Here is a 24,598-nt window from a genome sequence, read left to right as displayed (position 1 = left end):
TATGAAATTACTGTCTTCTCAAAGGACACTATCAATAAAGGCTGACATTCTTGGACAAACAAGAATGTCAGCCTTTTTCCTTTTCAGCAACTCTCCAAATTTTGTGTTGTATCAATGCTTGCTGAAATTGATGGAAAGCTTGATGAGTTGGTATTGATTTTTTTATTTCTCTTTATTGAATTCTCCCCATTGGCACATTTCTTGAATAATCGGCCAAAGTGTTTTCCCTTTTTCTGTGAGGCTGTATTCAACCTTTGGTGGAATTTGTGGATATTCCTCGCGGTGAATCAACCCATCGCTTTCCATTTCTTTCAATGTGGAGCTAAGGGTCCTGTAAGTGATTTTGCCGATCATACGCTGAAGTTCGTTATATCGCACGGCATTGTTGTTCGATAAATAGTAAATAACTAGTAGTTTCCATTTTCCATTGATGATGGAAAGTGTGTAGCCAAAGAAGGTTTCCTGGTTATCAGCCACATTGATTTTAGATGTTTTCATATTTACACTATCCTTTCTGATAGTATATGCGGAAAAAGTGCATACTTGTTTATGGATTTGTACTGACTATATAATACATTTAACTTCGAGTAAAGAGTTGCAGCCGTTCAGACGTGAAATTTCAGGGAGTCTCCATTTTGCAATTTCTTTAACATTCATCGGCGTCAAAAAAGAAGTTGAATCAAAGTTCTATTTGAGGAGGATCAGAAAAAATGAGTTGACACATCACGATGAAGAATTAAAAAACTGATGCCATTTTAGTCGGCCGTGCTTTAACTTAGTGGCTTATATAGTAACTTCTGCAATGAAGGAAGAAAGGTGGGCATACGTCGTCCAGTCACTGATTTCGGATAATAAAAATCTTATGTTCACAAATCTTCACTTTAGACAAGGTTTTACCGCCAAAGGAACTGAAAAAGTGTTGCCATGATGACAGAAGAGTCCACTCGGGTCATTAGGTTGTCGATCTTAATGAAAAAAATAAAAAAAAAACTATTAAGTTTTAGAAAAGAGGATTAATCAATTATGAAGAAATTCAAAAAAACAACTATGCTGACAATGCTTTTGGCGAGTAGCATATTAGCTGCTTGCGGAACCCCACAGAACACCCAGCCAGCAGAAGAGCAGAGCGCTTCTCCACAACAAGAGCAGGATATGGTTATCCAACAAATACGAAATGCGACAGTAACGGTCGAATACGGTGGCCAAAAGTTTTTGATTGATCCGATGTTTTCCAAAAAAGGCGAATTTGATCCTTTCCTTCCTGCCGAAAGAGATGATCGAAATCCAATCGTTGAATTACCTATGTCCGTTGATGAGATTCTTGAGGGTGTAGATGCAGTTATCGTAACTCATACACATGAGGATCACTTTGACCAAGCAGCAAAAGAACAGCTGCCTAAAGACATGAAGATGATTATGCAAGATGAACAGGATGCAGAAATGGCCAAAGAATCAGGATTCACGAATATTGAAGTCATTGAGGAAGAAGTAGGTATAGACTTTAATGGAGTTGAACTTACTGAAGTGGATGGTCGTCACGGACATGGAGAAACGGCAAAGCTCATGGGGAATGTGATGGGGATTGTCTTCCAACACACGGATGAAAAAACAGTGTATTTAGCTGGTGATACCGTCTGGTACGAAGAAGTGCAACAGATTATCGATACCTACAAACCAGAAGTTATACTGCTGAACGGTGGCGAAAATCAGTTTGTTGAAGATGGCCCTGTTGGCCCGCTTATTATGGGGAAAGAAGACGTATACGAAGTATACAAAGCTGCACCGGAAGCTGACATTATTGTGAGCCATATGGAAGCAGTGAACCACTGGGGATTGTCCAGAGAAGAATTGAAGAACTTTATCAACGATAAAGGGATGGAGTCTAATGTAGTCGTGCCGGATGACGGAGAAGCTTACTCCTATTAAGGTGAAAAGCGAAGGGATGAAACCTTTTCGGCTGTAAGGAGAAGGCATCCAATCGACACAGTACCGAAGCGGACAATAAATTTTAGAGGTGAAATGATGAAGAAATTTGATGTATCTGTTTTATCTGTTGCTCCATTAAGGAAAGGTGAAACCATGAAACAAGGGATTGATTCTGCGGTATCGTTAGCAAAAGCGGTCGATAAAATGGGTTATAGACGGATTTGGTTTGCGGAACACCATAACCACGATGCCTATGCCAGTGCGGCTACCGTATCAATCGTACAACATATATTAGGGAATACAGAAAACATTCGGGTAGGCTCCGGCGGGATTATGCTGCCGAACCATTCCCCGTTAGTCGTAGCAGAGCAATTCGGGACGCTGGAAACCTTGTACCCGAACCGTGTGGATCTGGCAATGGGCCGAGCGCCGGGGACGGATCAAAAAACTGCCGACGTGATCCGCCGTTCCAATCACAATGGCGTGTTTTTCTTTGAACGGGAAGTCCGGGATATTTTGCGTTATATGGGAGATGAGGAAGCCCAAGGAGAGGTGCGAGCCTATCCAGGCATCGGGACGAATGTACCTGTTTTTGTGTTAGGCTCTTCAACAGGCTCAGCTAAAATCGCTGCGAGTCTGGGTCTGCCTTATGCATTTGGTGCTCAATTTTCACCTGAGTCGATGGAGGAAGCACTCGCGATTTACCGGGAAAATTTCCAGCCGTCTGCTTATTTACAAGAACCTTACGTGATTGCTGCCATTAATGTCATTGCAGCAGAGTCCATGGAAGAGGCAGCGTTGATTTCCGCCAGCCATCTGCAGGTGTATATCGATATCTATACAAACAATTTAAGCCAGCTTATCCCGCCAACCCCCGACTTTCTTGATTCGTTGTCACAATTTGAATTAGAGATTCTCCATCGTCGACTTGGGTATACAATCATGGGGGATGCAGAAACGATCCGGCGGGAAGTAATCAACTTCCAAGAAACATATCAAGCAGATGAAATCATTGCCATATCCAATATCTATGACCCTAAAAAGGAAATTCGTTCCTATGAAATTTTCAAACAGGTGAGCGATGCCTTAATTGAACAATAGGTAAAACAGTCTACCGGAAAACAAAATCTTTTAAAACGGAAAAAAAGAGGAAGAGTACTGAATTAACAGTGCTTTTTCTCTTTCGTTTGTATAAATATAGTTGTGTAAATAGCCTGATTTCTAATTTTTAATTTGAGAACATAAAACACCTTCTACCTATACATAAATTTTCATTCAACAATTAGTTAATGCATGAGGAATTTATCGATAGTTTTTTTAAAAAAATTTTAAAATCAGTGGCTCTATATTAAGGGGGATAGTTTTTCTTGAATTCTGCGAAAAGTAGAACTTAAAATTGATGCAACTCATTTCTTAAGGTGACATTTGAATCTCTTTGCAAATCAGTCTGTCAAAATACCAGAAAAAGGTGCCATTGAGAAACTACTAAAAGTAAATATAAAATAAAGCCTACCAAAATATATTAGAAAAATATCCTCGCTATCAACGACAGTTAAAAACTGATTTTTATTTGATCATCAATTCGCGCTGAAACCGATAATTGAAGAAAATGCTCAAATATAGATAAAGCTTGTTGAGTAAGAGCTGTGTTTTTTCGATGAGTAAGCTTATAACAAACAAAGTCTGGTGGAGGATCTGTAAGTTGAAATACAGAGAAATTTCCTGTTGTTAACGCCTGATTGGCAATCCATTGTGGTACGACTGCCCATTGATTTGGATTCTTAAGGAGTTTCATAAACAAGTGCGTGCTGTCTAGTTTGATCCTTGTGCTTGAGAGAGATCCCCACCAATGATCATGCCAACCTTGGAACTCATGTCCCCAAGGCATGTATAGCTCGTGCTCTGGATTAAGTTCTGAAGGATGAATCTTTTTGAGATTCGACTCGGAATTGCCTTTAATACAAAGACCGACCATGGGATTTGTAAAAACTTCGGTAACGATGACGTTCGGGTGGATTCGATCCCGAACAACAAAACCGACGTCAATTTGGCGGCTTTCAATTTTTTCATAAATCTCTGCTGAATGAAGCGTTTGAATTGAGAGGTCAAATGGGGTCTGGTAATTGATGAGCGATTCATAAACTGGCGGCAGAACAAAAGTGTTAATGCTGTCTACAGAACCTACAACTAGACCTAGTTTAGGGCCTTGTGATTGCAGGGTTTTGGTGCTCTGCTGAATAAAACTCCATTGTTCGGCCAATTTATAGAATTCTTCACCCGATGGAGTCAAACTGATTTGCTTAATTCCTTTTCCTCGCTCAATCAATTTAATGCCCAGTTCTTTCTCCAATACCTTCAATCTTTGGCTTACAGTCGTTTGAGCGATGTGTAATTCTTTGGCGGCTTTTGTCAGACTTTGGGACTGCACAACTACTAGAAATGTTTCCATTGCAAGTGGGTTCATTTTTTTAAATCCTCCAAATAGCATTATTTGTGTTATTTAATAGCCATATTATTCATTTTACTTACCACATATTAATATATAGACTACAGTTATGCAAGCGCTATCATAACCAGAGATGGAAGGAGAGATAATATATTCATTTTATCATCGTCTTGAACGTATTTTTATAGTTAAACAATTTTTGAAGTAGAAGTTATAAGTCGCTACTTTAATTTTTTACAAACAGAATTTATTGAATATTAAAAAGAGGTGAAAGCATGATTGTCTATTTGAGTGAACATATCCATCCATCAGCTGTTGAAAAATTAAAAAGTTATGCCAAAGTAGTCGATACCTTCGAAGAAATCGAGAAAATTGATGCCATTATTCTGCGGAATATTGATGTGACGAAAGAGATGATCCAAAAAGCGAAAAAACTTAAGGTGATCGGGAAGCATGGCGTCGGCTGCAATACCATCGATTTGGAAGCAGCGAAAGAAAACACTGTGAAGGTGCTGAATACCCCAACCGCTAATGCGGATTCTGTAGCGGAAATGATTACAGGCCTCTTTATTATGATGAGCCGCCGTGTTTATGAGGCAAACTTAAAAAGTCGTAGAGGGGAATTTGAATCAGTAGCACCCAGTGATTTTCTAGGAACTGAATTGAGCGGAAAAGTACTGGGTTTAATTGGTGTTGGAAACATCGGTCAAAGAGTTGCATCGATTCTTCGTAATGGATTTAATGTAGAGGTTATTTGTTACGATCCTTTTCTTTCGCAGGAGAGAGCAGAAGAACTCGAACTGAAAAAAGTAGAAACACTCAAAGAGCTGTTAAGAAATTCGGATTTGGTTAATATAAGTGTTCCTTTAACGAAGGATACCAAGAATCTTGTATCAGGAAATGTATTTGATTATTTCAAGCCAAATGCGATTTTAGTCAATGCAGCCAGAGGCGGAATCGTAAATGAAGAGGATCTATACCATGCGCTAGTAAATAAGAAACTGCAAGGCGCTGCATGCGATGCTTTCGTAGAAGAGCCTCCGACAAGTGAAAACAAACTTCTTTCGTTGGAAAACTTCAGCGCAACCCCACATATCGGTGGGAATACGGAGGAAGCTTTATTCAGAGCCGGTATGCAAGTTGTCGATAATGTGATAAACATCTTAGAAGGAAAGCCTGCTAAAGGGCTGGTTATAGGATAAAGGCTGGATCTTCAAAAAGAGGGGGGAATAATTATGGTAGAGGAAATTTTATACGATCTGATGTATTTGTTTGTATTCTTATTTGTCGGGTTTCTAATTCGTGAAGTGATAAAACCATTGCAGAAACTTTTTATTCCTGCATCTGTTATTGGCGGTCTCGTGGCATTGATTTTAGGGCAGCAGCTTTTGGGCTGGGTTACTTTGCCGGAAACATTTGCTGATATGCCTGGACCGATGATTAATATCGTTTTGACATGTATGATCTTGGGCACGACGATTTCCAGAACTAAGTTAAAAACCTATGCATCTGTAACTAATATGGTCTCCTTTACATATTTCGCACAACTTGTTGTAGGGGTAACGGTAGGTATCCTTTTATCAAAAGTGTGGACAAGCTTACCGGAGCACTGGGGGATTATGTCTGTATTTAGTTTCTGGGGAGGTCATGGTGCGGCTTCTGCTGCAGGGGCCTTATTCGAGGAACTGGGCGTGGAAGGGAATTTAGGGATTGGTATTATTCTCGCCACACTGGGTTTAATCGTCGCCATTCTAGTCGGGATGGTCCTCGTAAACTGGGGAATCAGAAAGGGTTACGGACAAGAAGCGCAAAAAGAGTTGAACAATTCCTATTTCTTTGGCGGAACAATTCCGAAGGAAAAGCAGGTCTCTATTGCCGATGGCGTCGTATCTTCAAATGGCATCAACAGCATGGCACTGCAATTTGCATTGATCATGTTGAGCATTTATCTTGGTACGCAGATTTTTAGTGGTATTGCAGTAGTCATTCCAGCGGCATCTAGTATCCCGTCTTTATTGTATGGCATGGTGGGAGCAGCTATTATCTGGGGTTTTATGAGCTATACGAAACTCGACAAATACGCTGATAAAAAATCCATCAATACTTTTTCAGGGATTGCATTGGAAATCTGTATCTGTGCAGCAGTTGCAACGCTTAATCTAGGTCTTGTATCAACGCTATTCGTTCCGATCCTCATCTACACGGCCACCATCATTGTCCTGATGGTCATCATCTTTGTCGTCTTCGGCAAACGCTGGATCAAGAACGACTGGTTCGAGACAAACTTGATCATTTTTGGACAAGGCATCGGAAGCACGCCTACCGGCTTCACATTGGCTAGAAGTGTTGACCCCGACCAAAAAACAACAGCATGGGAAGCGTTTGGCGTTGGCATAGGCGTGTTTGTCGTAATAAGCAGCACATTGGTCGCAATCTTGCCTTTAATCGCCATGAAGTCGGACATGATTCTCATTGGAATTGGCTTGCTCGTTGCACTTATTAATATTTTCCTCGGTGAGACATTGATAAAGAAAAAGAAACAAACTATTTAAAAAGAAAATGAACAATGGAGGGGCCTATGGAAAATCTATACTTATTGGACTGTACGTTAAGAGACGGCGCAAACGTAGTCGGAAATGGATTTGATGCAGAACTGACAAAATTGATTATTGAAGGGCTCATTGCCAGCAATGTAAAGGAAATTGAATTTGGCAACGCGAAAGGACTGGGGGCTTATCAATCTGCAGGGGCGGTTGCTCCTTTGAATGATGAGGAGTACATGGACTTAGTACAGCCATACCTTTCGGAAGGGAATCTAGGGATGTTCGTGTTAGCGAACAATCTCAATGAAGAGAATGTTTCCCTTGCGTCAAAAAAAAGCTTAAATTTCCTAAGAGTCGGAACAGATGCAGGGGATGGGGAAAGTGCCAGAGCTGGAATAGAATTGATTAAAAAGCATAAGTTGAAATGCAGGTTTTCCTTGATGAAAGCCTACCTATCGACTGCAGAAGAATTAGCTGAAGAAGCTGCGCTGCTGGAATCCTTCGGGGTAGATGAGATCACAATCATGGATTCTGCTGGGACCATGACACCTGAACAAGTGGAAGCTTATGTGAGCAAGATGGTGGAAAAAGTGAACATTCCTGTTGGCTTCCATGGCCATAACAACTTGGGCTTATCTTCGGCAAATGCAATAGTTGCAGTTGAAGCAGGTGCAACCAGCATCGATTGCGGGCTGATGGGCATGGCAAGGAGCGCAGGCAACTGCACAACGGAAATGATTGCGGCTATCTTCCAAAGAGACGGTAAACTGGAGAGCGTTGATTTGTTTAATCTGCTTAACTTTATTGATCAACAATTGGAGCCGGCTATGAAAAATCATAATTATCACAATGCTGTTTCTCCATTGAACTTGATCTATGGCTTATCGGGTTGCCATTCCAGTTTTGAGAAACGGTATAAACAAATCGCGGAAGAGAAGAATGTTGACTTGTACCGGCTGATAATCGAAACCTCGAAAGTGGACCGCAAAGCGCCGACAGAAAGTTTGATGGAGAGAATTGGTGAAACACTGAAATCTCCAAACCACTTAGAATAAGGTAGGTATTCTTTTTTCCTTCCGACCTTTACTTGTCCTGTTAAAGGTCGCTTTCGTGCGGTGAAATAAAAATAAATGGACTGATCAGTGAAATCTGATCAGTCCACTTATTTTCAATAAAGTAGTTCGTGGCTTCTTTTACTTAAGGTTGTAGTGTAGCAAATTCCTTCTATAACCGGTCACTTAGTGTTTCTTGTGAGTTCCGTTTAGAAGAACATGCCAAAAATATTCGCATTAACCTGATCCCACCATGGGACGATTGCGACAGAATTATTGTATTCCATTTCAGATACCGAATTGAAAGCTGCATCCGCTGAAGTAAGTCACAAAGTTCAAATCGCCCTTGTCATCGAGCAGCTAGGAAATTTCATGGTTCATGAAATGACTGTTCGTCCAACGATTCAAGATCTTTAAGGGATAAAGGCAGTCCAGTAGAACGATTGCTTCATTATATGTTGTTGGCTAGACGGTTTATCTTGCTGAATTGATTTTAAAAAATAGAAAAGCTGAAAGTTAACTAATCCTAAGATGGCATGAAAAAGTAATAATTAATCACTTTACAAATGAGGGATTATCGGTAGGGAAGAGACTTCATTGAAAGTCTCTTCCTTTTTTGTTCATGTAAGTGCACCTTTGAGAACGCTTTGTTTGCCAAATCAGCTAGCTATCTTTTTGTTGTATATGTATATTTGAAGAAACAATTAATAGTTTTCCAATATTCAAACGAAGGGGTCATTAAATGACTTGGTTAAAAACAAAAGAGACGACAGAATGATTGCAGAGATACGGCATGCTATTGACGGTGGCAATTATGAAAGAGATATTTATTTGCAATTTATTGAATTCCAGCAACGAGGAGTCTGTTTGACTCTTGTATGTTCCATTTACACAGACGAAGATGACAAAGAAAAGGTAGTGGATCAATGGCTAATCGAGTGCCTTGACTGGGAAGAATATCGAATTGAGTCTTTCGTTTCTTACGAACAAGACGAGTTTGAGGTTACAGAAGAACATCCTTTCCTGTGGAATTATCAAAAATCGTTGATTGAGCTTTATTTTAGAGGGGAAGCCAAGCATGTAAAAGCACTCATTGGAGCTTTATATTTAAAGCACCACAGCCTTACTAAAAATTTAATTCCCTTTGATCAATATTTAAACACGAAGAGCGGAACTGGTGACTTGGAATGGTTGCTTGGCAACACTCAAGGGTTGTTCTCAACAGGACCGGAGATTTTAACCAAAGCCTATCAGGAATTATTGTCGGAATATGGTTTTTCGACTTCATTACTGCAACAAAAAGGAACTCCGACCAGTAAGGGTTTCCATCTTCTACGCTTAGGTCCATCCTATGTTATCGCAAAAGAGTTTAAAACTGTTCGTCTTGATGTCGAAAGTTAGTTTCGATAAAAAAGGTGGTTATCCATATTCTCAGGGGGTATCTTATTACTAAAGTTATTGACTACAAATTTTGAGTGCAATAAATTATCACATTATGTAGCTGAGATTTCTGATTGTAGCTTTAATAATAGGGCAGGACTTTGACTGTAACTTAAGTGCAGTTAAGTTACAGTCAACGTGAAATGGAGATGAAGAGGAACATGAAGAATAGGGGATTAAAAATGATTTGGATCATACCTAATGTCTTACTCTACCTCTTAGCCATCGGTATACTATGGTTCATTGTCATGAATGCACAAGCACTCCAAGAAATTAGTAGCTTAGGGATTTGGATACTTATTTTGAGCCTTCTTTTCCTAGTAAACTTTTTCGGTTCTTATCGAATAGTAAGCTGGATAAGACAAGGGAAAATGTAAATGTTTCTTTTATTGTATAAAGGAATTTGAATGTAACTCAATACTAAGTAAATTTTATTCAGCACAAAGGAAATACTGATTTTTTATAAAGGAAAAAGGACCTTTTTAAAGGTCCTTTCACTAAAATATAGTTTTAATTTATTAATCCATTAGCTGTTTTACAACGGCCATTTCTTTGCCAAACCGATCTCCATGGTCCTCAAATCCCAAACTGGCATATAAATTATGGGCATTCAAGTTGTCTGGATGATAGCCGACCACAATTTTCGTGGCATTCAGTGATTTGGCCATCTCAGCAATCATCAATTTAGTTGCAGCTTTGCCGATTCCTTTACCTTGGAAGGCTTTGTCCACCATTATTCGGTATACCCAATAGCCGTCAAGTTCCTCTGGGACAGAGTTATACATCAAAAAGCCAACCATTTTATCGCCTGTATAGATGGCATGAGGTTTTAAACTAGTTTCAAACTTTGACTGAGCGATCGATACGGCATTTGGTTCCATGTATTGCGTTTGTTCTTCTGATACCTCTAGTTCACAGCAGTCATACCAGTTCTCTGTGTTTAATTCGACGATTTTCACATGTTCTGTATTCATCATTTTCCCCTTTCGAATTTCGGGGAACGCGAAATAGAAACGTTAATTAGGCGTTATCCCCTTGTACTCATTGATGGTAACGGTGATGTTGTTTGTCATAATGAACGCCTCCTCAAATAGCCTATGGCCGATTTAATGAAATTTCTGGCCCTTTTGACTATAGCATTTCTCGTTGACCTTTCCTAAGCATTTAAGGAACAATATACCCAAAAAACTAACTATGAATGCAACTTACTAGCAAAAGAGGTACATTCAGAAGCTTGATACTATAGGATTATTAGAAAAAGATTGTCTAATTCTCTCCATATAATAAGGTGCATTAACACACTGGTTTTAGAGATTCCGGAAAAAAGTTCTTACAAAAAATCAATTTACCTCTCAGGAGTTTATCAGAAGTACTTGATTTCGGTAATTGGAATAGGAACGAGGGAAATCCTAAAATGAAATTAAACCCAAATGGCAGCCGCTTTTTCATAAGCGGCTGCCATTTGGATTCGGTTTCTCATACAATTAGATAAATGATCCAAAAAATGATGGGTGTTTTGTCAGGCCAAAGCTTCCCTGTAATCATAGTTATTTTTCGTATAAACATATCCTTCTAAAATCAATCTAGCTGTGCGCACCACTTTTATATTGCTGATATGGCCGGCAATTAAGTCAACTTTAGTTTCAATGATCCCTGATGGGTGTCCTAAGCGCAACACAGTATTTTCGACTTGGATTACGTCATTTAAAATGGTATCTGTTAAAAAAGCTCCCGCGGTTGTGCAGATAGCACCCGTGATTGCCAATGCCTGATGGGGTTTTTGCATGGACATCATTCGAATTCGACAATCCATTTCATCTATTTTCCGCTCAACACCATTAACATCCAAATAGGTTTCTGGAGGAGCGATAATCGTAAGTTTAGGCACTGCGGGCGATTTCACCGTAGCTTCTTCTTTAGTTGAAAATAAGCACATTTCAGCTGCTGCTGAACGAATTTCTTCTAACTCCCTTAGTTTTTCCACAGTAAACTCATGCGGCAATTCCGAACCAGTCAATCCTACATCTTCTGCTTTCACAAAAACCAGAGGGTTGGCGACGTCAATAATGGAAACTTCAAGCAGGCCGTTTCTTGTTTCAATGCGGTCAATCGGGTTTTCAGTCGGGAACAGCTTTCCAGTGACTGCGCCTTGCGCATCTGTAAAGGATAAATAGATAGGAGAACCGGTCCCTGGAACACCGGGGATTTCGCATTTCCCTTCTGTTTTCACCCGTCCATCTTCCACTTCGACTTCAGCGATGATGACTTTCTGTGTATTGGTATTAAAGATTCTGACGGCTGTCATAGGCGCAGATGCTGCAACCAATCCTTGCTCGATGGCATATGGACCAACCGCGGAAGAAATGTTCCCGCAATTCCCCTTAAAATCGACCAACTGATTTTCAATACTGACTTGTGCAAAGGTATACTCCACATCGATTTCCTTCATCTTCGACTTTTTGATGATTGCTGCTTTACTCGTCAGGGAGTTTCCTCCACCGAGCCCATCAATTTGCCGCTGGTCAGGGCTTCCCATAATATCCAATAAAAAGCTATCCCAGAGCACACGGTCCTCAGGCATTTCTTCGTAATTGATAAAAACTCCTTTACTGGTTCCACCGCGCATCACGGCAATCGGTACTCTCATCGGATGAACCACCTTTCTGAAAATTCTATTGCTTCTAAAAATAGAATATGGTAATTTGGTTCATAAGTGAAATAGATATTTTGATCAATAACTTATCAAAGAAACTTATAACCTAACTGGAGTGATTGAAATGGACGAAAAAGATTGGGAAGCCATGCAAATACTATATGAAGAAAAAAATATTAGCCGGTCTTCGGAACGCTTATACATTTCACAGCCGGCTTTAACGTACCGTTTAAAAAATCTGGAGAAAGAAGTTGGAACAAAACTTTTTTTCAAAACGAAAAAAGGGATTGAATTGACCTCAGAAGGGATTTATCTAGCTCAATACGCGGAAGAAATGATTACAAAGCTTCAAAATACAAAAGATTATCTTCAAAATATGCAGCAGGAAATCCGCGGCACAATCCGTTTAGGCGTTTCAAGTAATTTTGCTCAATACAAATTGCCTCCGTTGCTGAAGGAATTTTTGACCACTTATCCAAACGTCCAGTTCAGTGTAAACACGGGATGGAGTTCAGACGTAATGGGACTTCTCAATTCCTCAGGCGTTCATCTGGGAATTCTGCGCGGCGATTACAATTGGACGGGATCGAAGACTTTGCTGCAGACGGAACAATTATTTTTGATTTCTAAAAAAGAAGTAAATCTGGAGGAAGTGCCCGAACTGCCCTTTATCAATTACAAAACAGACAGTTCGTTAAAAGACATCATCAGCAAATGGTGGAATAACCGTTATATCGAACCGCCGATGATTACAATGGAGACGGACAGGCAGGAAACCTGTAAAGAAATGGTGAAAAACGATCTCGGAATCGCTATTTTGCCTGAAATTTGTCTTCGCCCTTCAGACGAACTCTACAAATATCCATTGTTTTATGAGAATGGAGAACCGGTAACTCGAGATACTTGGCTAATGTACAACCAGGAGTTTTTAAAATTATCGACGGTGCGAACATTCATCGACTTTCTTGATGCCCACCCCTCCTTTTAAGATAGACAGATTAGATAGACAATTGGTTATAAGTTTTTTTGTTCATTTCTAATAAAATTTATCTATTTTACTTATTTTATTAGATAGAATATTCTTATAACTAATTCAATTTGTTAAGTAATCGGGAATCTTAGCAGATTTATATTATTTGTAAGCGAATACATTCAAAGGGGGAATTCTTATTCTTACATTTTTAGGGGTGTCGATGGTTGTTGCATTTACGTATCTGATCATGGCAAAAAAGATGTCGCCGGTGGCGGCGTTGGTAGTGGTTCCAATTTTCTTTGCTTTGATCGGAGGGTTTTGGTCGGGGCTAGGGGATATGATGATGGAGGGATTGAAGCAGGTTGCTCCTTCCGCGGCATTGCTGTTATTCGCGATTTTGTTCTTTGGAATTTTGATCGATGCCGGTTTGTTTGATCCGTTGATCAATAAAGTCTTGAAAGTTGTCAAAGGGGATCCGGTAAAAATTGCACTAGGTACAGCCGTCATTGCGATGATTGCGTCTTTGGATGGCGACGGAACGACTACTCATATGATCACCATTTCAGCTATGCTGGCGCTTTATCTGCGTTTAAAGATGAATCCGTTAGTTTTAGCGACAATCTCTATTTTATCTGTAAGTATCGTCAGCGGCATGACGCCATGGGGCGGACCTGCAACACGTGCCATTGCATCGCTTGGGCTGGATGCCAACGAATTCTTTATTCCGATACTGCCGACGATGCTGGCAGGGATGCTCAGTATTTTGGGGGTGGCCTATCTGATGGGCAAAAAAGAACGGGCCCGGCTTGGCATCATCACAGTGGAAAAGATTCCAGCAGCCTCAGAAAGCATGCTTCAGGTAGCCGCTACTCAGGCTGTGGAAAACGACTTGAAACGGCCGAAACTGATCTGGCTCAACTTGATCTTGGCCGTGGCCATTATGACGATTTTGGTGATGGGCTTATTGCCGGCACCAATCAGTTTCCTAATCGGTTTTGTCTTGGCAGCTACCCTCAACTATCCTAATTTAGCTCTTCAAAAAGAACGGATTTTGGCTCATGCCGGAAATGCTATTACCGTAGTCGTTCTTGTTTTTGCAGCCGGTATATTCTCAGGCATCTTTTCCGGAACTCAGATGGTCGACGCCATCTCCAATTCGTTGATTTCCATTATTCCGGCTTCAGTCGGTTCGTTTTATCCCTTAGTAGTGGCGATTACCAGCATGCCATTTACGTTTGCGCTTTCAAACGATGCCTACTATTTCGGCGTCTTGCCGATTTTGGCAGAGGCGGGAGCCGCTTATGGGGTCAGTCCATTGGAAATTGCCCGAGCATCTGTTTTGGGCCAGCCGATTCACTTCCTGAGCCCGCTAGTCGCTTCCACGCTTCTGGTTGCCGGCATGGTGCAAAAGGACATCGGCGAACTGCAGAAGTTTGCATTTAAATGGGCCTTTATTTGCTGTATCACCATCATTGCGGTGGCATTTATTACAGGAGCGATTTAAACCAAAAAGGGGTTCCGCCATTCACGGCGGAATCCCTTTTTTATTTTTCTTTGTCGCTGTCTAGAATAATCTGCGTAATCAGCTTGGCCAGTGTCATGACCGTATGCAGTCGGGTGTCATTCAGGAACTGGGAACTGGGAAACGGATCGAGGTAATTGACGATGCCTTGGAAGTGATAGTCGCCTACTGCCGGAAGCATTTTTTCAAGGGCTTTTCCAGGAACTAAAGGGCCCTCGTTAAATAGCACATCGCCTACTTGTTCTTTTTTCCCCAGACTGGCGTCAATGCTGATCAGCAACGGATTGTCAATTTTCTTATAGATGTCTTTTAAGACGATTTTTAAATTAAATGCATGAACCGGTTCTTCCAAGGTGCCGTACACAGGGTGGGAAATTCTACTCTCCATCATCATGCTGCCGATTAATGGACCGAGTGAATCCCCGATATAACGGTCCGATCCGATGCACAAGAAAACCACTTCGCGCTGTTGCTGCTTCGCTTCCACAAAGATTTTCTTCAGCTTTGCAATCAGTAAGGTCATCTCTTCGTTTCCAGTCTGTCCATTGAAATGTAAGGGTGCCTTGACCGGCACTTGTAAATGTGAATTTTTATATTTCCGAAAAGTATGCATGAATTCATACCACCTTCGATTGTATTTGTAATGGTGAGCATGCCCTTATTATAGCTTTAGAACCACTCCGATTGGTAGGAAAGAGCTTCTATTTCCAGAAGCTCTTAAAATGTAGATTAATGATAAGAAAAAACTATTTAAAATGTAATTTTAGATAAAATTATCTTATGATAAATTATAGATTTTTTCGATTTTATTTTCTGATAATTTAGTTCTATCATGAAAGCAAGAAGAATTATAAGGAGGAATAACAATGACAGAGAAAACGAATGAGTACGATGTAGTGGTGGTAGGAGCGGGGAATGCAGCGCTTTGCGCAGCAATTTCCGCCCATGAATCAGGGGCGAATGTGCTGGTGTTGGAAAAAGGGCCGCAAGAAAAAAGAGGGGGCAACTCTTTTTTCACGGACGGTGCAATCCGTTTTGCGTATAACGGACTGGATTCAATAAAGAAAATTGTCGCTATTACAGATGAAGAGGCGGAAAAGATTGAAATGCCGAATTACAGTGAGGAAGATTATTATAACGATATCATGCGTGTGACTGGAAACCGGAGTGAACCCAGCTTGGCACATCAACTTGTCTCAAAATCGTATGAAACAATTGCCTGGATGAAAGACAACGACATCACGTTTGAATTGATTTATGACAATCAGTCGTTCGAGAAGAACGGCAAGCGGCATTTCTGGGGAGGGCTGCCGGTAAAAACGGCGGATAAAGGTGTTGGTCTGATCAAGCAATTGAACGAACGCGTCAGTAAACTGGGCATCGACGTCTGGTACGAATCGGCGGCAATTGGATTGAAAAAAGAAGCGGACCAGATTACGGGAATCGTCATCAACCAAAAAGGTAAAGAGTTTACTATAAACACGAACAGTGTGGTCCTGGCTTGCGGCGGCTTTGAAGCGAACAAGAAAATGCGGATGGAATACCTGGGGGAAGAATGGGAAGCAGCCATTGTCAGAGGAACGGAATTCAATACGGGCGACGGGCTTTCCATGGCAGTGGAAGCCGGTGCAGCCACTTTCGGCCAGTGGTCAGGCTGCCACTCAATCGGCACGGATTACAACGCCCCAAGAGTCGGCGATTTCACAAAACCGGGAGATATCTTCAAAAAACACTCCTATCCGCTGGGAATCATGCTGAATAAGGACGGCAAGCGCTTTGTCGACGAGGGCGCGGATTTAAGAAATTACACGTATGCTAAATATGGCCGTGAAATACTGAAGCAGCCCGGACAGATGGCCATCCAGATATTCGATGCTCAAGTCAAGCCGCTGCTCCGGAAAGAATATGATTTGGAAGAGGCATCGGAATACAAAGCGGATACGCTTGAAGAACTGATTGCGCAATTGCCGGTCGACCAGAACCAGTTTTTAGAGACGATCCAAGAATACAACGCGGCTGTTCAAAAAGGCGAATACAGTCCGAACGAGAAAGACGGAAAACGGACAAAAGATATCACGCCTCCGAAATCGAATTGGGCATTAAAAATCGAAAAAGGTCCGTTCTATGCGTATCCGGTCACTTGCGGCGTCACCTTCTCGTTTGGGGGACTGCATGTGAATCCGAATGGAGAAGTATTGAGGAAAGACGGGCAAGCGATAGAAGGGCTGTTTGCAGCAGGTGAAATGATCGGCGGCATTTTCTATGACAACTACCCTGGCGGATCGGGATTGATGTCCGGTGCCGTCTTTGGGAAAATTGCAGGTACAGCAGCAGCATCCCGTTCAAAGCAGGCAAAGGTGAATGTATAAAGTAGAGGCAACTCGAAACCCCCTGGCTATAAATTAGCCAGGGGGTTTGTATGTCCTGAGAGATCATTTTACATAGATGAGCCATGGCTAATCCGAATCTGTTTCACGAGGAGCGGATGAACGGGTCAAAAAGTCGATGAAGTTCTCGACCGCCGGATACAGGACGTCCGTTTCTTTGTAGATCAGCCAGGTTGGTCGGTCGAGGGGCTGCCCATTTTGATCCAGTAAGGTCACCTTGTGGAGGTCGGCCATATCTGTCACGGCCAGTTCGGGTACAATGGCGTATCCCAGCCCTCTGGAGACAAGCTTCGTACACGTTTCGATATTATCAATTTCCATATTGATGGCAGGAGGCTGCGAATAATTGCTGTACCACCAGCTGTCCATTATCTGTTGGAGCTTGGGATCAGTATTGAAAACGATGCGCGGCTCTTTGGGCAGGCTCGGCAAATCAATGGGGTCTTTGGAAATGATGCACAAATTTTCCCGGTTCAACAAAACTTTATTGCTCTGCCAATAGATATCGCCGCGCACAATCCCCAGGGCAATATTGTCCTGTTCTATCTCTTTCAGCACTTCATAGCTCCAGCCGGTAAACACCTTGAACTGGATGTTGCTGTATTTCTCGGAAAATTCCTTTAGCACATCAGGCAGGATGAAGCGGGCATAATTACTGGAAACACCCAAGCGGATCATTACAGCAGACTCTTCGGTTGTGTTAAGCAAATGGTCTTTTGTCTGTTGGAGCTTTACAAGCATTTCTTTTGCATACTTTACAATGTATTCTCCTTGAGGAGTGAATTTGATGCCCTTTTTGTCACGCCATATGAGCCGAACACCCACTTCTTCTTCCAATTGATTTAAACGGTAAGTAATGGCCGGCTGAGAGGTAAAAAGTTTATTCGCCGCTTTGGTTATATTTTTTTCTTCATATATCGTTGTAATAATACGCCAGTCTTTTTCATCCATATTCATCACCCCTTATAAGAAGTATACTCTAATTGATGAAATCAAATTCTAGAATTGACTATTTCCAGCGGCTCCATTTGACTTACTGCAGGGAGTAAAGAAATCTCAATTTACTGCAGGGGAGACAACTTGTTACAGCGAGGGATTTCGCTATCGTCGCTTTGTATATGTTCGCAAAATTCATATTTTATCGGACATATAAAATGGGGGAGAAGAGGGAATACCAGCAATTTTCACTCCTATTCTTTTTGGAAAAGGATCGGAGTGAACTGTAAGATTGGGCTGCACGGGAATTTTTATACGGTTTCTCTCTGGAGACTATTGCAGGAATTACTCGTTGTTTGGTAATTCCTGTAACTTTTTGATCAAAACATCAATCGCGGATCCATAAACTACCGCCAGAAGAAAGTGGAGAGGCAGGAGAAAGGAAGGCGAGTTCATTGTTTCCGGCAACATGGATCGGATATGTCCGAATACAGGATCTATTACTGTAAAAACAAGTGACTTCGCTGGCTGCGCAAATAATTCGAACAGAATTAACAAAAAACTGAAAAAAGGCAGCCAAAACGCGAATTTGGTAAATAGCTTCATGCTCAACCTCCTCTAATTTCTCGTTTAGTGGATATATCGATAGAGGATATCTGAGAAGAGAGGCAACCGCATGGATTTAGAGTAGAGAGGGAGGTGGGAGCAAGTCAATGAAAGTGTACTTTTACGAATGGGTAACATAAGAAATGATTGGTTTTTTAAAGCAAAGTTGAATGAATTGGCCTATGTTCAACCAAAAATTGTTTAGAGTGAAAGAAATAAGTGCAGTAAAGTAAAAGTAGAAGTAGGGGAGGGAATTTTTGATTAAAGCTCTTACCTTCTGTCATAAGTTAATCGAGCAATCGGAAAACAAAAACCGAATGCGCGAAAACGCAAACAGTTTTTAATCGTCCATTTATTAAATTGAATTAATGTACGAGTCTAGTTTTTTTTGTATCTCTAAATAGTTGGTTGTAAATAAAATATAAGTATTTTCCTTTGTGAGGATAACGACTCGATCAGTTGTGCCATATGGCATTCCAATTCTTATTGCCTTTTTTTCTTTTCCAGCATAAGTGTCATCCGTGGCAACTGCTAAAATATCAGCTAGTGGAATTGTGATCTTTGTTAATAGCCATCTAATCACAATCTCAGAATTAACTTTTTTTACAAATACCTCAAACAAAATATCCCTCCTTCTCATCAATTAACTTATTTTAACATATTTTGATAACTTAAACTATTTATAATATTCAATAGTTTTCATTTACACACATCCGCTGATCCTTTATTTAATAGCGTTACCAGCACTTCAATTAATCGATGGTAAAATATAGAAGAAGAGGAAGGATGTGAGATGAATGTCTTGTCGAGAGTTTTATGTGCGGCTACGGGAATCCATATCGCTCATTTTGTGGCTTTTGCTGCCTTCGGCTATATGAAGATAAGGACACTTGAGTGGAAAGCGGTACGGGCCAATGCAGATATTCTGTTAAATGAAAAGGTTTTCGGCAAGGCACCTTCGCCTGTTCTGTACGCTGAAACATTTATCGGGATAGCGCTCGCATGCCAGGTTCTTCTAGGCAACTATAAATTGTTTAACGGCAAAGGAGGCAGTTTATGAAAAAAATCCTTCTTTTTGTACTGGTTTGTCTGTTTCTCTTAAGTTTAGGAGCTGCAGCTTCCTATTTACATGAAAACTACCATAAGACACCTGAAAGTGCCTTGGAAGAACTAAGACAGCAGACAGATGGCCATGTCCTGAGTTTGCCGATGAATGATTTAGTACTTCTCATTGATGGAAATGGAGATGTGGCAATTGCTTTTATGGAAGTGGAGCGCCTATTCAACTTATATAAAGACTTTGAAGTCATTCCCACTCCTTTGAATATCTATAGCTCGGACTTAGAGAATGAAATTCCTTATGCAATAGGCCCTTGGTATTTAGAAGTTACATTCGGACTGATCAAAAATGAGAAAGTTGCATATACAGCACATGGCAGCACTGTCCGAAAAGACAATGTGTCTCCTGTATATGGAGTTGAAGACGTTTTATCGGACGCTGATCTAACAGAGGTGAAGGTATGGTTCATCACTTCAAGATCCACTTCTCAAGTAGATGTGGAAAACAACGTTTTATTTCTGAATGAAAAAAAGGAACCTATCGAGATGGATAACAAAGAATTTTCAGCAGAAAATGAATAAGATAGAATCGTTGGTTCTGGGTGATCAGGTGCCTCTTCCTATTCAAAAGAACAGTTACATCCAGTTTGAAAGGTTGGAAGTGAAGATTATGGAGCGCTTCAAAACTTTTTTTTGAAAATACGCTTGGTATTTATCAAGGTGTTTATTGTTGGGTAAATTTAGCATAAGTTACTACTTAAAATGAATTAGTAAAACTACGATGAATTTAAAGTTCGCACTAATTGAAAACTGAAAGTTCAACTTATTTAAAGGGAGATTTGGGTATAATGATTTAGAGGAGGAGGTTGGCGGTGAAAAACTCATTGTTGATAGGAATCGTTCTAGTTTTGAGTGCTTGTTCAATGGAAGAGAGTACAAAAGAGACAAATAAAGCAACAGCAATCCTTGAATCTGAAGTTTTAACTGACAATCAAACTAAACAAATTGAATTGGTTGAAGCTAAAGAGAACACTAGGTTACTCGAGTGGAGCTCAGACGCTATGGATCGCGGAAATCACGATTATAACACCATTATCCACAGTAGTTTAGTAGTTGAAATGGAGTATCAAGAAGTTAACCGCGGAGATGTGGTGTATTACAAAACACCTGAATCTGCTATTAATAAAAATCCGCAATTACCTGAACACTATATTGCCAGAGTAGTAGGTTTACCAGGTGAAACTGTGGAAATACGTGAGGGTCAGGTTTATGTGGACGACAAAAAACTAGAGACGTTTTATGGTGTTGCAACAGATAGAGGGCTCGGTAAAGAAGACTTTTTTGAAATGGCAGAGCAAAATATTGAAGAAGGAACTTTGACAACAGATGAAGAAGTTTCTAAAACAGAATTCATAACTTGGATGAATCTGGATGCCAAAGAAGAGTATTTCAATACTTCGATGGAAGCTGTAAAAGTATCAAATGAAGCTGTTTTTGTCTTAGTAGATCAATGGTGGAGAGGAACAGATAGTAAGGACTTCGGAGAATTATCTCTGGAAGCAATTGAAGGTAAGGTTCTAGGATATTCAAAAAAGTAGGTTAATAAAGTATAAATGAGTGCTGTCATCTGGAGGTGCTATTTTTTTCACTCCAACTAACTTCTTGGTATATTAACTCTGCTAATTACTTTAGCTTATTCTAAGTTAATGGCAGCTAATTAGACAAACGGGGCTTTAAGTGAATTAGTCCAATCCTGCATGAAAAGGAGAGTGATTTTCATGAAAGCTGTTTTAAATTGGCAAGGCGGGATGGCGTTTAGTGGCATGACAGAATCCGGCCATATGGTATTGTTGGATGCCGGCTCTGAAAGTGGCGGTTCAAATCAAGGGGCACGGCCTCCAGAAGTGCTTTTGCACGCCGCAGCTGTTTGTACCGGAATGGACATCGTCTATGTATTAAATAAAATGCGACTGGTAATCGATGAATTCTTTATAGATATTGAAGGGAATCGTGCATCAGAACACCCGAAGCGTTTTACTGATATAGCCATCACTTATCATATTAAAGGCGCGTTGCCAGAAGACAAGGTCGTGCGGGCAATAATGTTATCAAGCGAAACGTATTGCACTGTGGTTCATTCGCTCAATGCTTCTATTGAATACAAGTATGTTTTGAATGGAGCAGCTAGTAAGGCTGTGAGTTGAATTATTCAGCTGCACCTGGGTATTGAGAAAATGAATGAAATAAATTTATAACACATAAGGCAGCCATATTGTGGCTGTCTTTTTAAAAACGGCTTATTTACAGCAAATAATAATAGGTTATAAAAACCCTTTGAAGTCAGGTAGTGAACCTGCGGGCATTCACCAAGCTTTTCATCCCGATCGATGTGCAAGTGAACGGACTGCGCGGCAACCTGGATTTTGATTACGGCGGCACGACAATGAACGGTTGCGATGGTTGCTTGCGGACAACTACTTCTTGGGAACCACCGAATGATGTCAAAGGCGACGTTGCCCGTATGCTGTTTTACATGGCAGTCCGTTATGAGCCAGGCGATGCGGTGGACTTGGAACTGAACGACCTTGTGAATAATGGTTCAACGCCTTACCACGGCAAGATTTCCGTTTTGCTGGAGTGGCATGCACAAGATCCTGTCAGCACTTGGGAACAGCAGCGCAACGAAAAAATCGAAAACATCCAAGGCAATCGCAACCCGTTTATCGACCATCCAGAATGGGCAGAATCGATTTGGTAAGTAGTGGTTGGTATTTTGTTGGCGTCTAGGTACCATGCAAACGAAAGGCAAAAACTTCATACCTTTCCTGTGTGAAAGAAAAGAACAGAAGCTAGAGGGAGTGAAGAGGCTAATAATAGCGCATCTTCTCTCCTTTTTTGTCAATTAACTTAGTTAACATAGTAAGTTAACTTAAACACTCGATTCCCTTATTCGACTGCACTTTTCTCTTCAGTACCATGGATCTGGGCATGCCCGCCTTTTTCGGACTGACCGGACACAAGCAGATTATGGTAGCGAATCCAAAATGATGACTATTCAAGCGAGCGTGATGATGCAGTTTAGTGAATCAAAACAGGAGCGGAGAAATTTTTCCCGCTCCTGTTTTTTAATCTGGTTGTGATGCACCTTCAACCCTATAGAAAGTGATCCGCACGTTCATAATAGTTCCTTGATGGGGAACAAGTTTTTTTTAGCAGAGAACTTGTATGATAGGACAGAAAGAAGTAGTCAAAAGAGAAAAATTCTTTACAGCATCCAAAAGAACAAGAAAAGATGACAGACTTAATTTCCTAATACTTCATTGCAAGTGATGGCATGAATGATGTGCAATAAGAAATTAGTGAAAAACTAAAACAGAATGGAGCAATTATGATGACCATTAATAAGATGATAGATCTTCAAACTTATGACGAGAAAAAAATGGCGAAGCAAATAGTTATAGAAGAAGAAAAAAGCAAAGTAATTGTATTCAACTTTCTGCCAGGGCAAGTAATGCCTAAACATGGCCATCCCCATAAGAATGCTTATGTGGTTGTGGTCGAAGGAGAGGGCACCTGTCACTTGGATAATATCGATTCTGCTGTCCAACAAGGAGATATCATTCACTGCAATCCTCAACAAAAAATCAGCATAGAAAATAATGGATCCACTTCAATGACTGTCTATGTGGTTCATGCAGACGAATAACGCAAGAATAAGGAGGTAAACTGGAAAAGTCCAAGCCGGCACATCATCGGCTGGACTTTTTTAATGTTTTTCTTTCAGACATTTTTTACGTGGTACTATTGGTGAAAATTGCCAGGTTGCTCTTCTGATGAGTCGTATTAAAAAAGAAAGATATCATGGTAGGGTGGATATACCGAACTCATCTGAAAGACGAAAACATAGAAAGAAAATATTTCATAGTTAATGAAAAATTTTTAAAAGATCAGTGGAATTAAAGAAACAGCGCCAGGCTTCAAAGAAGCTGACGCTGTTTATATTACATGGACAATCAGCTCTTAAGCTCTACTCTTTCGCTGTGTCATTAACAGATAGATGAAATAAGGTGCTCCGACCGCCGCCGTCCAGACACCAGCAGGAACTTCCATCGGTGCAAAAGCCACACGTCCGATCAAGTCGGCGATAAGCACTAATAGAGCACCGACTCCGGCTGAGAACAGCACCATTGTTTGGAATTGCGGGCCGACGATTCTTCTTGCAATATGCGGAGCCAGAAGTCCCACAAATCCAACCCCCCCGGCAAATGCTACAGCCACTCCTGTCAAACCTGTGCTGATCAGCAGTAATATGAACCGGTTCCTTTGTACGTGGGAGCCTACCCCCATTGCAATATCATCTCCAAGTTCCAAGATGTTCATTTGTCTTCGCAAAAGAAGGGAAACTACAATCAACAAAAGAGTCCAGGGCATCAATACATAAATTTGGGGCCAATTTGCTCCGTAGATGCTCCCGGTCGTCCAGATAGTCGCTTGGCTGGCTCTATAAATCGGGCCCATCAGCATCCATAGGGTGGTTCCAGCCTGCATAAAAGCGGAAATGGCAATACCAATCAGCAATAGCCGGAACGGAGCCAATCCATTTTTCCACGAAAGGAAAAAGACCAGAAATGCGGTAAGGGTTGCTCCTAAGAAAGCCGATAAAGGCAACCATTGAATGCTTACCGTCAGAGAATTGTTGTCATCAGAAAACAAACTCAAAAAAAGGACTACTGAAAATGAGGCTCCGGCCGTAATGCCGATAATGTCAGGCGATGCCAGTGAATTTTTTGTGATACCTTGCAAAATCGCTCCGGAAACCGCGAGTGATATCCCGACAAATAGGCCCATCATAATACGCGGAAGCCGGAAGTCGACTACAATCGTTCGGTTAAATTCGTCTCCGAATCCAAATAGCGCCATGATGACTTTCATTGGAGACAAAACGAACTCGCCTGAGCCGGCAGAAAAAATCATTACGATAAAGACTGCCAAAAAAACAAGGATTGTGGCAGAGACAGGCTGGCGTGTAAAATCAATTTTTCTATAAAATTTCAT

24 protein-coding genes are annotated in these 24,598 nt (G+C 40.9%); 15 read left to right on the top strand and 9 right to left on the bottom strand.

From position 1 onward, the window contains the following. Positions 1 to 162: 162 nt before the first annotated feature. A complete protein-coding gene (locus tag Q0785_RS09245; RefSeq protein WP_298828938.1) occupies positions 163 to 498 on the bottom strand; it encodes a helix-turn-helix domain-containing protein in 336 nt (111 codons plus the stop codon). 654 nt (positions 499 to 1,152) lie between these two features. Between Q0785_RS09245 and Q0785_RS09240 the strand changes: the two genes are divergently transcribed. Together Q0785_RS09240 and Q0785_RS09235 are read left to right on the top strand one after the other, a co-directional pair. After that, positions 1,153 to 1,926 (top strand): MBL fold metallo-hydrolase, encoded by a 774-nt coding sequence (locus Q0785_RS09240; RefSeq protein WP_298829348.1) that lies wholly within the window; start codon positions 1,153 to 1,155, stop codon positions 1,924 to 1,926. A gap of 96 nt (positions 1,927 to 2,022) precedes the next feature. Further along, a complete protein-coding gene (locus tag Q0785_RS09235) occupies positions 2,023 to 3,027 on the top strand; it encodes an LLM class flavin-dependent oxidoreductase (protein WP_298828935.1) in 1,005 nt (334 codons plus the stop codon). 451 nt (positions 3,028 to 3,478) lie between these two features. Here Q0785_RS09235 and Q0785_RS09230 read toward each other — a convergent pair whose 3' ends face one another. Further along, complete coding sequence (locus Q0785_RS09230) at positions 3,479 to 4,390, bottom strand: LysR family transcriptional regulator (RefSeq protein WP_298828932.1); 912 nt, start codon at positions 4,388 to 4,390, stop codon at positions 3,479 to 3,481. A gap of 257 nt (positions 4,391 to 4,647) precedes the next feature. Here Q0785_RS09230 and Q0785_RS09225 point away from each other — a divergent pair, with 257 nt between their 5' ends. From Q0785_RS09225 to Q0785_RS09210, 4 genes are all read left to right on the top strand, one after another. Continuing rightward, positions 4,648 to 5,574: a hydroxyacid dehydrogenase gene (locus Q0785_RS09225; protein WP_298828929.1), complete on the top strand. Its 927-nt coding sequence runs from the start codon at positions 4,648 to 4,650 to the stop codon at positions 5,572 to 5,574. A 33-nt stretch (positions 5,575 to 5,607) separates the two neighbouring features. Then, the gene (locus Q0785_RS09220) at positions 5,608 to 6,924 is read left to right on the top strand and encodes a sodium/glutamate symporter (protein WP_298828926.1); all 1,317 of its coding nucleotides are present in this window, start codon (positions 5,608 to 5,610) and stop codon (positions 6,922 to 6,924) included. A gap of 26 nt (positions 6,925 to 6,950) precedes the next feature. After that, a complete protein-coding gene (locus Q0785_RS09215; protein WP_298828923.1) occupies positions 6,951 to 7,970 on the top strand; it encodes a hypothetical protein in 1,020 nt (339 codons plus the stop codon). Between the two features lie 771 nt (positions 7,971 to 8,741). Continuing rightward, positions 8,742 to 9,368 (top strand): hypothetical protein, encoded by a 627-nt coding sequence (locus Q0785_RS09210; protein ID WP_298828920.1) that lies wholly within the window; start codon positions 8,742 to 8,744, stop codon positions 9,366 to 9,368. A gap of 557 nt (positions 9,369 to 9,925) precedes the next feature. Here the strand turns inward: Q0785_RS09210 and Q0785_RS09205 are convergent. Continuing rightward, a complete protein-coding gene (locus Q0785_RS09205; protein WP_298828918.1) occupies positions 9,926 to 10,381 on the bottom strand; it encodes a GNAT family N-acetyltransferase in 456 nt (151 codons plus the stop codon). Positions 10,382 to 10,926: 545 nt separating this feature from the next. Continuing rightward, positions 10,927 to 12,054, bottom strand: a complete 1,128-nt coding sequence (locus tag Q0785_RS09200; RefSeq protein WP_298828914.1) for a PrpF domain-containing protein — start codon at positions 12,052 to 12,054, stop codon at positions 10,927 to 10,929. Between the two features lie 130 nt (positions 12,055 to 12,184). On the opposite strand from Q0785_RS09200, the gene Q0785_RS09195 reads away from it, so the two are divergent. Then, complete coding sequence (locus tag Q0785_RS09195; protein ID WP_298828911.1) at positions 12,185 to 13,048, top strand: LysR family transcriptional regulator; 864 nt, start codon at positions 12,185 to 12,187, stop codon at positions 13,046 to 13,048. A 181-nt stretch (positions 13,049 to 13,229) separates the two neighbouring features. Further along, a complete protein-coding gene (locus Q0785_RS09190; RefSeq protein ID WP_298829346.1) occupies positions 13,230 to 14,537 on the top strand; it encodes a citrate:proton symporter in 1,308 nt (435 codons plus the stop codon). A 40-nt stretch (positions 14,538 to 14,577) separates the two neighbouring features. Here the strand turns inward: Q0785_RS09190 and yyaC are convergent, their stop codons facing one another. Then, on the bottom strand, positions 14,578 to 15,168 hold the full coding sequence (yyaC, locus tag Q0785_RS09185) for a spore protease YyaC (protein WP_298828908.1): 591 nt from the start codon (positions 15,166 to 15,168) through the stop codon (positions 14,578 to 14,580). 253 nt (positions 15,169 to 15,421) lie between these two features. Between yyaC and tcuA the strand changes: the two genes are divergently transcribed. Next, positions 15,422 to 16,924, top strand: a complete 1,503-nt coding sequence (gene tcuA / locus Q0785_RS09180) for an FAD-dependent tricarballylate dehydrogenase TcuA (RefSeq protein ID WP_298828905.1) — start codon at positions 15,422 to 15,424, stop codon at positions 16,922 to 16,924. An 87-nt stretch (positions 16,925 to 17,011) separates the two neighbouring features. Here tcuA and Q0785_RS09175 read toward each other — a convergent pair whose 3' ends face one another. From Q0785_RS09175 to Q0785_RS09165, 3 genes are all read right to left on the bottom strand, one after another. Continuing rightward, positions 17,012 to 17,893, bottom strand: coding sequence for a LysR family transcriptional regulator (locus Q0785_RS09175; protein WP_298828902.1), 882 nt, complete (start codon positions 17,891 to 17,893; stop codon positions 17,012 to 17,014). A gap of 330 nt (positions 17,894 to 18,223) precedes the next feature. Further along, positions 18,224 to 18,484 (bottom strand): hypothetical protein, encoded by a 261-nt coding sequence (locus Q0785_RS09170; protein ID WP_298828899.1) that lies wholly within the window; start codon positions 18,482 to 18,484, stop codon positions 18,224 to 18,226. 355 nt (positions 18,485 to 18,839) lie between these two features. Beyond that, the gene (locus Q0785_RS09165) at positions 18,840 to 19,106 is read right to left on the bottom strand and encodes a hypothetical protein (protein ID WP_298828896.1); all 267 of its coding nucleotides are present in this window, start codon (positions 19,104 to 19,106) and stop codon (positions 18,840 to 18,842) included. Between the two features lie 171 nt (positions 19,107 to 19,277). Between Q0785_RS09165 and Q0785_RS09160 the strand changes: the two genes are divergently transcribed. From Q0785_RS09160 to Q0785_RS09135, 6 genes are all read left to right on the top strand, one after another. Then, positions 19,278 to 19,544: a hypothetical protein gene (locus Q0785_RS09160; protein WP_298828893.1), complete on the top strand. Its 267-nt coding sequence runs from the start codon at positions 19,278 to 19,280 to the stop codon at positions 19,542 to 19,544. Next, positions 19,541 to 20,125: a hypothetical protein gene (locus tag Q0785_RS09155; protein ID WP_298828889.1), complete on the top strand. Its 585-nt coding sequence runs from the start codon at positions 19,541 to 19,543 to the stop codon at positions 20,123 to 20,125. Before Q0785_RS09160 ends, Q0785_RS09155 begins: the two co-directional genes overlap by 4 nt. A gap of 290 nt (positions 20,126 to 20,415) precedes the next feature. Continuing rightward, positions 20,416 to 21,141: a signal peptidase I gene (lepB, locus tag Q0785_RS09150; protein WP_298828886.1), complete on the top strand. Its 726-nt coding sequence runs from the start codon at positions 20,416 to 20,418 to the stop codon at positions 21,139 to 21,141. Between the two features lie 180 nt (positions 21,142 to 21,321). Further along, the gene (locus Q0785_RS09145) at positions 21,322 to 21,747 is read left to right on the top strand and encodes an OsmC family protein (RefSeq protein WP_298828883.1); all 426 of its coding nucleotides are present in this window, start codon (positions 21,322 to 21,324) and stop codon (positions 21,745 to 21,747) included. A gap of 143 nt (positions 21,748 to 21,890) precedes the next feature. After that, positions 21,891 to 22,301, top strand: a complete 411-nt coding sequence (locus Q0785_RS09140; RefSeq protein WP_298828880.1) for an endonuclease — start codon at positions 21,891 to 21,893, stop codon at positions 22,299 to 22,301. Positions 22,302 to 22,934: 633 nt separating this feature from the next. Next, the gene (locus tag Q0785_RS09135) at positions 22,935 to 23,249 is read left to right on the top strand and encodes a cupin domain-containing protein (RefSeq protein ID WP_298828877.1); all 315 of its coding nucleotides are present in this window, start codon (positions 22,935 to 22,937) and stop codon (positions 23,247 to 23,249) included. Between the two features lie 314 nt (positions 23,250 to 23,563). Here Q0785_RS09135 and Q0785_RS09130 read toward each other — a convergent pair whose 3' ends face one another. Continuing rightward, positions 23,564 to 24,598, bottom strand: a complete 1,035-nt coding sequence (locus tag Q0785_RS09130) for an iron ABC transporter permease (protein ID WP_298828874.1) — start codon at positions 24,596 to 24,598, stop codon at positions 23,564 to 23,566.

It is taken from the genome of uncultured Planococcus sp. (genome assembly GCF_947501725.1).
Lineage (GTDB): Bacteria > Bacillota > Bacilli > Bacillales_A > Planococcaceae > Planococcus > Planococcus donghaensis_C.
The sequence above is the reverse complement of the archived record's forward strand: the minus strand, read 5'-3'. Positions and strand labels throughout refer to the sequence as shown.